The following is a 12270-nucleotide window of genomic DNA, read 5'->3' as shown; positions in this document are numbered from 1 at the left end:
ACTAGCCTCTTAGCGAATTTTTTTACCGAAACCGAGAATATCCAGTGGGAATGACAAACCAAGTGATACGTCTGGCGCGTCTTCGGTCAGACCGATTCCTACCGTACCATTCACAATGGTTTCAGGTGAAACGCGAACGCCTAATGAAATAGCCAAAGTCGAACTGGTCTGGTCTGCAGGTGAATAGCTTTCACCCGTATGATAAGTAAACTCCGAACCTGTATTAAAGCTTTGCTGATAGGACATGGTCATCGACACATCGTAGTTAAACGAATAAGCAAAACCAAAAGCAAAACCACCACTAATCCCTGGCTCAAACTCTTCAATAATACGGCTACCGCGAATTTGATTGAGACCGCTTTCTTTAAAACCATAGTTGGCTGAAGCAGAAGCAAACAATACAACTGGGTCAATATACTTACGCGTACTTGCACCGATGCCTGCAGAGTAGTAACCCTTACCTGTTGATAAATCTTTAACAGGATTAATCTCGTAAGGACTATCCCCCGTTTTGGTCGATAAATTTGCGAATAAAATTAAAGGTAAACGCCCCGCTTTTAATGGGAATGGCTCCCAACGTGCACCTAAAGAAATATCCCCCAAGCCTGCTGCCGTGGCATCTTTTAACAAGTCTGACTTTGCAACCAATGGTACAGAAGCAGATAAAGTTAAATTGTCACGCAAACCATATTGTGCGGTGAAGGTGTTAGTTAATGCGTGGGACGCATTTTCTTGCACACGAAGCTGATACAACTGACCTTGAGCCATTTCAAGGTCGAGCTGCGTATCACGATGGTAGGTATAATCAATATCATAATAAGATGAAATATCACCTTGTTTCATGAGCGAGTATTGACGCTCATTCGAGGTAAACACTTCCTCTAAATTCGCCTCTTTGGTTGCGTCGCCCTCTTGCTGTTGCAAAGCAGATGATGCTGCTTGTGCACCATTTGCAGCGACAACCGCACTATTTGTTTCAGCACTTGTATCTGCAGTTGATGCTGCTGTATCTGATACTTCTGCCTGTTCAGTTGTGGTTTCATATTCCCCTAATTGCGGCTCCTCTGCGGCATAAGCCACCCCAAATACCATTTGAATACTGAGAGCCAATAAGGTTTTATTCATCCATTTACGATCCATGATTTACCCCTTCCATTTTTATTTTTGTATTTCGTGAACAACTGATTATTTGTTTTTGTAGTAGAGTCTTAAAAAACGATGCTCGTACTGTCCGTAATTTTCAGAATCTTTATTTACATTACGCTCTAGACGTATTGTCGATGCTTTATCGGCTATTTTTTCCATCGCAAATTGTGGATATTGAATATCAACAAAGGCATAACGATTCACTGTTGCGTCTTCCACATGACGCAAGTCTTTTTCTTGTAATGCCAACATAGTTTGACGATTTTGCGGTGCGACATTAATTAGAAATAAGGTGTTATTTTCCCAGACTTCCTTAAAGCGTTCTTCATCGAAACTGATATTGCCTAATGCAGGGTCTGCCACATAGACACGTCCATTTTTATATGCCTTATACACCACAAAATGTTTAAAACCTGCATAGGAAATCGGCACAATTGCAGGCTGCCCTTGTTTCACTAAATCCGAAAACTCCCCGCGATATCCACCACTTTCCATGCCCAAAGCTGCGACAAAGCGCTTCATATCCAATAGCGAAAAACTACGACGTTCAATAATTCGGTCGTATTCTCCATAACGCAGCAAGCCACTCATGGTTTGTTGCTCGTTTAATTGTGTTCCTACATAACCATTCAGCAAGGTTGTTAAAGCTGCAGAACCACAACTGTAGTCATAGGCTTGGCGCACAATTCCGCGAAATTGATCTTCTAAAGCAGGTTTAATTTGCACAGGCTCTCTGTGCATACGGGTAAAGGAATTATTTCTAGAATCCAAAGTTTCTGTGTAACGCACAGTTTCAGGATGCTGTTCTTTTAAATCAAAGGCTTGTGTGGCAGCGTAATAGATCAATGCCGAGCCCAAAGCGATCTCTAACATATATTTTTACTTTTTAATTCTCGGCAATACCTGCCTAATATTTTTATTTTAGAGTTTTCACTCTACTTCCTTGTATTTAGAAAGATACTCGTTTTATAGAAAAAAAAAAGGGCTTTCTATATTTTTTTTGCGAACTCATCAGTTTATTTGTAAAAAAAAGCGCGTGAATTCACGCGCTTTTTCAGTTTTTAAATTAGTGACCAGAAATGGTGATAACAGCACCCTTCGTGTAGCTACCCTGAGAAGTACTGTAGTAAGTTTGAAGACCTTGAACTTCCATATCACCAATAGAAGCAGCAGTACGACTACCTAAATGGATACCTTTAATATATTGGTCTTTGGCACCAGTGTCATTGCTGACAATACGAATATGTGCCGCCTTACCGACATTATTACCACCACCAACATAAGCATCATTAAATACTTGGATACTTTGATTTAACGTCAAGTCTTTACTGTCAACATCCGCAATTTTAATGCTTTCAATAAAGATTTCACCCGCTTCCTTTGTTGTTATAGCTGTATCTGTACCATTAATCTTCACAACCCCTACAGCTTCTCCTTTGGTTGAATTATCCAAAATACCTAAGTTTTTAATTTCTAAACCACCAATCATTTTGGTATTCAATTTAACCATTGCACCTTGTGGCGCTGCGCCTAATTGGATGTTGGCATCCATTTTACCTGTTTTTAAAGTTAAACCAGATAAAATTGCATTATAGTTAGTATCATCATTACCACGGCGGATAGAGGTTGTACTTGTATTTTCAGCATTTGATGCAGATACACCAATTTCACCAATCTTGATATCTAAGCCTGATACTTGAGCTGCAACATTAATAAATGCACCACCTGTAGCACTTGTACCTGCATCCGTATCAATAACCAAGTCTGCTAAGTTACGAGAAGCTAACAAGTAATTGCCGTTATCATCGTAGTTTGCACCAATCACAATACCATGCTTTTCGTTTGCATCTCCAGCAATACCATTGCCCTTGACAACAATTGCACCAGCTTTGTTTGTGCCGCCTAGAGAACCGAGAACAGCTGGTGTACCAGGAGTTACAACATTACCATTCGCATCTAAGACAGGAGCAACTGCTGCTTTGGCACCATCACTAACCAAACCATCGTTATCATGGATTAAAAGTTTTTCAATTTCGATTTTAGAAATACCAATCCCGATGCTTAAACCATCTTGACCAGTAGTTGCGCTTAATGCAGTATCGTCCATTGCCTGCATTGCCATTGCATTTGTCGTTAACGCGATTGATGATACCAAAGCAAGTTTAGTAAATTTTTTCATCTTGTTACTCTCCCGAGAGTATTATTTTTTTGGTTTTACCACTCAGTGCCAGTGATTGTGTTTTTATTTGATGAGGACAACACTGACACACATTCCTTGAGTAGCCGGTTTGCACATACAAAGGTATATCTGAGTTATTTTTTGTTCAACTGCTGTTGGTCGCAATCCACATCTTACCGACAAACGGTTATTTGCTTTTTATCTGCTGCAATCATGTAAAATAGCCTTTTAAAATCTCTCAGCTGTTTACGCTTTATGTCCTATCCTACTCATTTTAAAAAATTATTCTGTGAACCTGAATATGAGGCTGCAAGAATTTTGCAAGCTTTGGCAGCACTTTCACATTGTATTTATTTGCAAAATAATGGAAAGGCACGTATTGCTTTTTTGGCTGAACGCTATTGTGTGGAACAAAACCATCAACATTTTTACTTTCAAAAAACGGCATTGGATCAATATGAATTAAGTCCAACTCAATTAGATTTAACAGCTCATCTCGGTGCTTTAGAAGATGCTGACACCGCCCCATTTTGCAGTGTAATGGGGTTTGTTTCGTATGATGCAGCAGCACAGCAACACATCAATATGCAGTCTCGTCCCCAGCCAAGTATTTTTTTAGGTCAATTTAAAAGCTATTTACAGCAAGAAACTGATGGCTGGTATTTTTATAGTTCAGACGATGCTGCTACTCAAATCTTTGATTTTATTTTAAATTTATATACTCAATCAACCATAATTGAACAGTTCCAATTAAGCCAAAAGTGTCAAGCCCGCTGGAATTTCACAGATTACCAACGCGCCTTTCAACATGTTCAAGACTATATAGTGGCAGGAGATTGTTATCAAATTAATCTTACGCAAGAGTTTAGCGCTGAGGCTCAAGGTCAACTTTTAGAGACTGCAGCTCAGTTTTGGCAACTGACCAATGCACCTTATGCAGGTTATTTACGTATTGGTGATTTTGAAATTTTAAGTTGTTCGCCCGAACTCTTTATCGATTTTGAGGAAAATCGAAAAATTACCACAAAACCCATTAAGGGCACGATGCCACGTTATGGCGATCCTGAATTAGACCGACAATCGAAACAACAATTAAGTGAATCTAAAAAAGATCAGGCTGAAAATGTGATGATTGTGGATTTATTACGTAATGATTTAAGTGTTTATGCCGAAACTGGCAGCGTCAAAACGCCAAAGTTATTCAATATTGAGTCTTTTAACCAAGTGCATCACATGGTCAGTGAAGTGACCGCAACACTAAAAGCCGAGATGAATCCTTTTGATGTGTTGATGTCTGCCTTGCCAGGTGGGTCAATTACAGGCGCACCGAAAATTCGTGCCATGCAAATTATAGATGAACTCGAAGGTGCAGCACGTGGCGCCTATTGCGGCTCTATGGGTTATTTTGATGCCGATGGAACGGGTTCTTGGAATATCCTGATCCGTTCTATTCAGAAATATCAGCAAGATGTTTCATTATGGGCTGGTGGTGGCGTCACGATTGCATCTGTTTGTGAAGCAGAATATCAAGAATGTTTTGACAAGGTTTCAGCGATGTTGGACTTATTGAACCGCTGGTACAAACCTGCGCAATAGCATGTCGCAAAAACAAAAAAAGCGAGTGAATTCAATGCTTCACTCGCCTCTACGATATTTTAACAATTAAGCCAAAATATCGTATTTTAAAGTATCTACTAAGCGTTGATTTTGATCATCTGTACCAATAGTAATGCGCAAATATTGATTGATGCGTGGTTTATTAAAATAACGCACAATAATACCGCGTTCACGTAATGCTGCAGCTAATTCACCCGCATCCTGTTGAGGATGTGATGCAAAAATAAAGTTGGCGTGTGATGGCAATATCTTAAAGCCCAAGCTCGTTAAATCCGTCACCAATTTCTCACGGCTAGCAATAACTTTTTGGCATTGGGCTTCAAAATACGCCTGATCTTGAAAAGATGCCACCGCAGCTGCAATGGCAAAACGATCCATTGGATAAGAGTTAAAACTATTTTTTACGGCTTCCAATGCGGCAATTAAATGTGGTTGTGCAATCGCAAAACCAACACGTAAACCTGCCAAAGAACGTGATTTAGAGGTGGTTTGACACACCACTAGATTCTCGTACTTTTCCACCAATTTCACTGCAGACTCTGCACCAAAATCGACATAAGCCTCATCAATCACGACCACTGAATTTGGATTGGCCTGTAAAATTTCTTCAATAGCGCTTAAACCTAAAGCAATACTGGTCGGTGCATTCGGATTGGTGATGATAATGCCACCATTGGCTTGCTTATAGTCATCAACTACAATTTCAAAATCATCATTTAAAGGCAAAATTTTAGTTTTTACCCCAAAAAATTGACTATATACAGGGTAAAAACTATAGCTGATATCCGGATACAGTAACGGCTGTTCCTGAACAAAAAAAGCCTTAAAAATATGTGCAAGGACTTCATCTGAACCATTGCCAACAAAGACATTTCCAACAGCTACATTTTGCTGTTTCGCAATGGCTTGCTTAAGCTCAGACGCATCTGGATCTGGATATAAACGCAGTGCATCTGCCGAGTTTTCTAAAACCTTTTGCACCGCTTCCACCACTTTAGGCGAAGGTGGATACGGGTTTTCATTGGTATTCAATTTTAATAAATTTTGAATTTTTGGCTGCTCACCCGGTACATAAGGCTCTAGCTCACGTACTTCAGGGCTCCAAAAACGCATTTGTTCTGCTGTGATATTCATTTTGTATTCTCTTTAAACCCTCTCCTAACCTCTCCCAAAGGGAGAGGAATTTTCATTACTAAAGACACAAAATTTGTGTGGTTTAAATTCCCCTCTCTTTATTAGGAGAGGGTCAGGGAGAGGTTGTAATGCTATTTAGATTGATAACGATAACGTGCTGATCGTGCATGCGCATCCAGATTTTCCTGCTTCGCTAAAATATCAGCGGTTTTCGCCAAACTTTTCACGCCCTCAGCTGAACACATAATCAGACTTGAGCGTTTTTGGAAATCGTAAACACCCAATGGCGATGAAAAACGTGCTGTACCCGACGTTGGTAATACGTGGTTTGGCCCTGCACAATAATCACCAATAGCTTCTGGTGTATAGCGCCCCATAAAGATCGCACCCGCATGACGAATTTCTTCTGCCATCACTTGTGGATCATCCATACACAACTCCAAGTGTTCGGGCGCAACTTGGTTGATCAATTCAATCGCCTCTTGACGATCTTTGACTAAGATCAATGCACCACGATTTGCAATAGAAGTGCGGGCAATTTCAGCTTTAGGCAAATTCGCCAAGTGCTGTTCAATCGCTTGTTCAACCTGATTCAGCAATTGCGCATCTGGTGTAATAAAAATAGATTGTGCAACCGTGTCGTGCTCGGCTTGGGAAAGTAAATCCATCGCCAACCATTCAGGATTATTTTCACCTTCGGCATAAACCAAAATTTCGGATGGCCCTGCAATCATATCAATGCCGACCTGACCAAACACAGCACGTTTTGCAGCCGCCACAAAGCGGTTACCCGGCCCCGTAATTTTATCTACCGATGGGATGGTTTCTGTACCATAAGCCAATGCAGCAACAGCTTGCGCTCCGCCAATGGTAAATACACGAGTCACCCCTGCTAAATATGCAGCCGCCAAAACCAATGGATTGAGTTCACCATTCGGTGCAGGTACCACCATAATAATTTCAGGTACACCAGCAACATGCGCAGGCACGGCATTCATGAGCACAGAAGATGGATAAGATGCCAAACCACCCGGTACATAAATACCAACGCGATCTAATGGCGTGACTTTTTGCCCAAGTGTATTGCCCAAAGCATCAACATAAGTCCAGCCATCCTGCTTTTGCGCTTGGTGAAATTCACGAATACGTACAGCAGCCAATTCCAAAGCTTCACGAACTTCGTTATCTAAAGCATCAAATGCGGCTTTCAGTTGTTCCTGACTTAACTCAAGTTCTGAAAATTGATGCGCTGGATGTCGATCGAACTGTTGAGTGAGTTTAAGAACCTGAGCATCACCGTGCTGACGCACATCAGCAATAATTTGATCTACAGTTTTTAAAAGTTCAGGATCACTGACAGTTTCAAAAGCCAACAAGTCTGCAAAGGCTTGTTTAAAGCTTTGATCTTGAGTCGATAAACGTCGCATCAATTTACCCACAAGGTTTGATAGAAAAGTTTAGTTTACCTTGTTTCTAGGGCTTTGTGGGAATCTATACATGGCGAAAGCAGTATGTTTTGATGGAAATTCACGTTCGAAATCATTCAAGAACAGAATCATGCACGAACATAAAAAAACCGCCATTGAATGACGGTTTTTTGAGAAGGCAGGATGATGGATACAAAGTTAAGCAGATTGTTTTGCCAACTCTCGTTCTGCCACAGCTTTTTCAAGTTGTGCCAAAATTGGATTGAGCAAATCTTGCTTGCGCTTAAAACTGGCTTTATTGACAATTAAACGTGAAGATACTTTACAGATTTCTTCTAGCGGCTCTAAACCGTTGGCACGTAAAGTATTACCTGTATCAACCACATCGACAATGTAATCACCCAAACCGACCAATGGTGCTAATTCCATTGAGCCATAGAGTTTAATGACATCAACCTGCTCACCTAAGCTGGCATAATATTGACGGGTCAAATTCACATATTTAGTGGCAATTTTTAAACGACCTTTTGGACGCTGCATACCAACTTTGCCCGCAGTCATTAATTTACAATTGGCAATTTTCAGATCCAGCGGCTCATATACATTTTGAGCGCCATGCTCCATCAGCACGTCTTTACCCGCAACCCCAATATCTGCCGCACCATTTTCAACATAAGTTGGTACATCAGAGGCACGTAAAATTAAAATACGCACTTGTTTATGTGTGGTTGGAAAAATCAACTTACGTGATTTATCTGGATCTTCCAGTAAATTAATTCCCGCAGTTTCCAATAAAGGCAAAGTTTCTTTTAAAATTCGCCCCTTACTTAATGCCAAAGTTAAACCATGATCAAAATTGCCCATGACGTCAAAATTTGGATCATCGTTTCTCATGTCATTCATCAATTTACTCGCTTAATTTGGGCGCCTAAACCTTGTAACTTTTGTTCTACATTTTCATAACCGCGATCAATATGATAAATACGGTCAATCAATGTTTCGCCTTCTGCCGCCAATGCTGCTAACACCAACGAGAATGAGGCACGTAAATCAGTTGCCATAACAGGTGCAGCAGAAAGTTTTTCTACGCCTGTCACCACCGCATCATTGCCTTCTACCTGAATATTGGCACCCATACGTGACAACTCAGGGACATGCATAAAACGGTTTTCAAAAATAGTTTCCGAAATGGTAGCAAAACCGCGTCCAATCGCATTCACCGCCATTAACTGTGCTTGCATGTCTGTTGGAAATTCAGGATGTGGTAAAGTTCTGAAACTCACGGCTTTAGGGCGCTTGCCCATCATGTCCAGTTCAATCCAGTCATCGCCACGTGTGACTTCCGCACCCATTTCTTCAAACTTATCTAACACAGATTCTAGCAAGGCAGGATCGGTATGTGTGGTTCTGATTTTACCGCCCGTAATTGCAGCTGCAGCCAAATAAGAACCTGTTTCGATACGGTCAGCAACTACTGAATACTCACAACCATGCAAGTGTTCAACACCTGTAACCACTAAAGTATCGGTGTCTAAACCTTCAATTTTAGCGCCCATTTTGATGAGCATTTGCGCAAGGTCGGTAATTTCAGGTTCACGTGCAGCATTACGAATAGTGGTAACACCATCTGCCAATACCGCAGCCATGAGAATGTTTTCTGTACCGCCAACAGTGACCATATCAAAGACCACTTCGCCACCTTTAAGGCGACCATTGACTTTGGCATTTACATAGCCATTTTCAACTTCAATTTCTGCGCCTAAAGCTTCAAGTGCTTTAAGATGTTGATCGACAGGACGTGAGCCTATTGCACACCCCCCTGGCAAAGATACTTTTGCACTACCATAGCGCGCAACCAATGGGCCAAGCACCAAAATAGAGGCACGCATGGTTTTTACCAATTCATAAGGTGCAAATTGGTTGTCCAACGTTGAGGTATCTGCAATGACTGTATCGCCTTCATAAGACATTTTAATGCCCAAGCCTGCGATCAACTTCACCAAGGTATTTACATCTTTTAAATTTGGAACATTTTTCAATGTAATTGGCGTTTCTGCAAGAATCATTGCAGCAAGAAGTGGCAAGGCTGCATTTTTTGCACCAGAAATACGCACTTCACCTTCGAGCTTATTACCGCCCTGAATTAAAAATTTATCCATTAAATTATTAAGCTCCAAATAAGCTTGCTTTACGCCATTCTTCTTGTGTCATTGCACGAATTGTAACCGCATGAACTTCACCGCTGGCAATATAGCTATTCAATGGTGCATACACTGCTTGTTGACGAGCAACAGGACGCTTACCTTCAAACTGATTATCTACAATACGAAGATCAAACTTGCCGCCTTGCCCACTTACAGCAACTTCAGCCTCTGGAAAAGCAGCTTTTAAAATTTCAGTGAGCTGTTCACTATTCATCACAAAGACCTCTTATAGGACCAACGGTGTAAAAACCTGTCATTTTACTATAAATAGAAAAAATAATTCATTAATCCTATACATTATCGCAATAAAAAAGAGGTTTATCCAAAACCTCTTTTTAAATCACATTTTAACTAGATGGCTAAAGGCTGATAATCCAACTGCATCTTCCGATGTTTCTCTAACTGACGTTTTAATTTTTCTGTCATCATCTTAATTGAAGTATACATATCATCCGCACAAGCTTGCGCAAACAGCTCGGTGCCGGGCAAGCGAATAATCGCTTCAGCAATATGATTGGCACTGCCTTTTTTAGAATGTTTATCGATTTGATGATCTTTACTTAATTTCACCTGCATACTATTGACCTGATCCAGATGTTTGGTCATTTGTGCAAACTTAAGTCGAATATTTTCTTCAATTGCAGGGGTGATAGCTAAGTGATGTCCACGAATTGTTATTTGCATAATTCTATCCCTCACCTTCATTAGGATTAGGAAGGCATAGTTCACATGATTGATTGCCAAATAACAGATCACTGCAGCGGTCACTTTAAATCATGTCTAACTATTCCTTCAAAAAAAATTCATTATTTGGTCATAATGAATCCTTAGAATAGACCGATTTTAAAAACTAGATCAAGACTTTTCGTTCAGAAGATGACGGAATATTTAATGACTCACGATATTTCGCAACCGTTCTACGTGCCACATCAATTCCTTCTTCCTTAAGAAGGTTTGCAATTGTGTTGTCTGACAAAGGTTTACGTGGATTTTCATCTGCAATTAACTTTTTAATCTTCGCGCGAATCGCAGTTGAGGATGCTTCTCCACCTGAACAGGTTCCAACATGACTTGAAAAGAAATATTTCAATTCAAATAAACCACGTGGAGTTAACATATATTTATTGGTGGTCACCCGTGAAACTGTAGATTCATGCAACTCCACCTCATCAGCTACATCACGCAAAATCAACGGTTTCATTCCTTCAGCACCAATTTCTAAAAATTCACGTTGATGTTGCACAATACAGGTTGCGACTTTTAATAAAGTTTTATGACGCTCATCGACACTTTTAATAAAGTTTTTTGCATCCAACATTTGATTGCGCAAATATTGATTGTCTTCGCTTTGATCTGCGCGTTTAATCATATTGGCATAAAATGAATTGATTCTAAGCTTCGGTACAACATCAGGATTCAGCTGCACCTGCCAATGGTCCTGCTTTTTACTGACCACTACATCTGGAATTTGATAATCTGACTCCTGATCTTCAAATGCTGTACCAGGATGCGCTTTCAAGGTTTTTAATAAAGCCACTGCATGCTGTAGCTGATCTGCGCTTAAACCCGTTTGCTTAATTAACTTGGCTAAATCATTCGAAATTAATAACTCATAATGCTGCAAGAGTTGCAGTGCTTCCTGCCGATAAGGCACATCTGTAGCCAAACTTTCAAGCTGAATAGATAAACATTCCGCCAAATTACGCGAACCAATACCAATCGGCTCTAAACGCTGAATATGTTTCAAAACGACCAAAACTTCATCGTCTTCAACTTCATCTTCGTATTCCATGGAGATCAATAAATGTTGCACAGATGTAGTGATTTCAGATATTTCACAATCCAAGAAACCATTGTCATCCAAAGCATCGACAATACAGTAGGCAATGAGCTGCTCGACTTGAGAAAAATGCAACAGATTGATTTGTTGCATCATGTGCTCTTTTAAACCTAAATGCCCCTGACGATTATCCTCGCGCTCTTCATATTCCGCTGCGCCCAAACTCGTTGGTAGATGGGTGTACACATCATCCCAGTCTGTATCGACAGGCAAATCATTCGGTAGATGATCTGCATTTAATTCTTTGGTTAAATCCTTTTGATCACGTTCTTGTTCTTCTAAGGTGGATAAACTTTCAACACTACTTTGTTCTTCGACTTTTTCTAATAAGGGATTACTATCCAACTGAATTTGAACTTCTTGCTCAAGTTCCAAGCTCGAAAGTTGAAGCAAACGAATGGCTTGTTGTAACTGCGGTGTCAGTGACAAGGAGTTTGCAACTTTTAATCCAACCGATAACTTCATTTTCACCCACTCTTTTAAATTTATGTTTTTCAACAACTTAATATATAAGTTTTTGATAAGCAATTTCTATGCCGTTTTATTAGGTATAACATAGATTCATTAAAAGACATAAAGATTTTAATCAGAAGTTCTGTTCAGATTTCTTTCTACTTTTCTTTCCCACATAAAAAACACCCTCAACGCTAGTTGAGGGTGTTCGAATAATGAGCTGGCGATGACTTACTCTCACATGGGTAACCCCACACTACCATCAGCGCG

Annotated in this window: 11 protein-coding genes; 1 reads left to right on the top strand and 10 read right to left on the bottom strand. The window is 40.2% G+C overall.

All coding sequences use genetic code 11. The features are described 5' to 3' along the window. Window positions 1-9: 9 nt before the first annotated feature. The 3 genes from CF596_RS08505 to CF596_RS08495 form a co-directional block, all read right to left on the bottom strand. The gene (locus tag CF596_RS08505) at window positions 10-1140 is read right to left on the bottom strand and encodes a hypothetical protein (RefSeq protein ID WP_096902116.1); all 1131 of its coding nucleotides are present in this window, start codon (window positions 1138-1140) and stop codon (window positions 10-12) included. Between the two features lie 45 nt (window positions 1141-1185). After that, a complete protein-coding gene (locus tag CF596_RS08500; protein WP_096902113.1) occupies window positions 1186-2019 on the bottom strand; it encodes a C39 family peptidase in 834 nt (277 codons plus the stop codon). Window positions 2020-2212: 193 nt separating this feature from the next. Next, complete coding sequence (locus tag CF596_RS08495) at window positions 2213-3325, bottom strand: DUF6160 family protein (protein ID WP_096902111.1); 1113 nt, start codon at window positions 3323-3325, stop codon at window positions 2213-2215. Window positions 3326-3580: 255 nt separating this feature from the next. Between CF596_RS08495 and pabB the strand changes: the two genes are divergently transcribed. Continuing rightward, complete coding sequence (gene pabB / locus CF596_RS08490) at window positions 3581-4921, top strand: aminodeoxychorismate synthase component I (RefSeq protein ID WP_096902109.1); 1341 nt, start codon at window positions 3581-3583, stop codon at window positions 4919-4921. Window positions 4922-4987: 66 nt separating this feature from the next. On the opposite strand, the gene hisC is transcribed toward pabB, so the two are convergent. From hisC to CF596_RS08455, 7 genes are all read right to left on the bottom strand, one after another. After that, window positions 4988-6076, bottom strand: a complete 1089-nt coding sequence (hisC, locus tag CF596_RS08485; protein WP_096902107.1) for a histidinol-phosphate transaminase — start codon at window positions 6074-6076, stop codon at window positions 4988-4990. Between the two features lie 131 nt (window positions 6077-6207). After that, window positions 6208-7515 carry a histidinol dehydrogenase gene (gene hisD / locus CF596_RS08480; RefSeq protein ID WP_171324938.1) on the bottom strand — a complete coding sequence of 436 codons (1308 nt, stop codon included), beginning with the start codon at window positions 7513-7515 and terminating at the stop codon, window positions 6208-6210. Window positions 7516-7701: 186 nt separating this feature from the next. Beyond that, on the bottom strand, window positions 7702-8406 hold the full coding sequence (hisG, locus tag CF596_RS08475; protein ID WP_004975201.1) for an ATP phosphoribosyltransferase: 705 nt from the start codon (window positions 8404-8406) through the stop codon (window positions 7702-7704). Beyond that, on the bottom strand, window positions 8406-9662 hold the full coding sequence (gene murA, locus CF596_RS08470) for a UDP-N-acetylglucosamine 1-carboxyvinyltransferase (protein WP_004975199.1): 1257 nt from the start codon (window positions 9660-9662) through the stop codon (window positions 8406-8408). Before murA ends, hisG begins: the two co-directional genes overlap by 1 nt. Window positions 9663-9669: 7 nt before the next feature. After that, window positions 9670-9921, bottom strand: a complete 252-nt coding sequence (gene ibaG, locus CF596_RS08465; RefSeq protein WP_004975198.1) for a BolA family iron metabolism protein IbaG — start codon at window positions 9919-9921, stop codon at window positions 9670-9672. Window positions 9922-10058: 137 nt separating this feature from the next. Then, a complete protein-coding gene (raiA, locus tag CF596_RS08460; protein ID WP_096902101.1) occupies window positions 10059-10391 on the bottom strand; it encodes a ribosome-associated translation inhibitor RaiA in 333 nt (110 codons plus the stop codon). Window positions 10392-10557: 166 nt separating this feature from the next. Next, on the bottom strand, window positions 10558-12012 hold the full coding sequence (locus CF596_RS08455; RefSeq protein WP_096902099.1) for an RNA polymerase factor sigma-54: 1455 nt from the start codon (window positions 12010-12012) through the stop codon (window positions 10558-10560). Window positions 12013-12270 lie beyond the last annotated feature (258 nt).

This window comes from Acinetobacter sp. YT-02, assembly GCF_002412355.1.
Classification (GTDB): domain Bacteria; phylum Pseudomonadota; class Gammaproteobacteria; order Pseudomonadales; family Moraxellaceae; genus Acinetobacter; species Acinetobacter towneri.
The sequence above is the reverse complement of the archived record's forward strand: the minus strand, read 5'-3'. Positions and strand labels throughout refer to the sequence as shown.

Bases quoted from the DNA above. Each gene is read 5' to 3' on its own strand.
- raiA (WP_096902101.1), bottom strand. From the start codon at position 10,391: ATGCAAATAACAATTCGTGGACATCACTTAGCTATCACCCCTGCAATT.
- hisG (WP_004975201.1), bottom strand. From the start codon at position 8,406: ATGAATGACATGAGAAACGATGATCCAAATTTTGACGTCATGGGCAAT.
- hisC (WP_096902107.1), bottom strand. From the start codon at position 6,076: ATGAATATCACAGCAGAACAAATGCGTTTTTGGAGCCCTGAAGTACGT.
- CF596_RS08495 (WP_096902111.1), bottom strand. From the start codon at position 3,325: ATGAAAAAATTTACTAAACTTGCTTTGGTATCATCAATCGCGTTAACG.
- CF596_RS08500 (WP_096902113.1), bottom strand. From the start codon at position 2,019: ATGTTAGAGATCGCTTTGGGCTCGGCATTGATCTATTACGCTGCCACA.
- CF596_RS08505 (WP_096902116.1), bottom strand. From the start codon at position 1,140: ATGGATCGTAAATGGATGAATAAAACCTTATTGGCTCTCAGTATTCAA.
- murA (WP_004975199.1), bottom strand. From the start codon at position 9,662: ATGGATAAATTTTTAATTCAGGGCGGTAATAAGCTCGAAGGTGAAGTG.
- pabB (WP_096902109.1), top strand. From the start codon at position 3,581: ATGTCCTATCCTACTCATTTTAAAAAATTATTCTGTGAACCTGAATAT.
- ibaG (WP_004975198.1), bottom strand. From the start codon at position 9,921: ATGAATAGTGAACAGCTCACTGAAATTTTAAAAGCTGCTTTTCCAGAG.
- CF596_RS08455 (WP_096902099.1), bottom strand. From the start codon at position 12,012: ATGAAGTTATCGGTTGGATTAAAAGTTGCAAACTCCTTGTCACTGACA.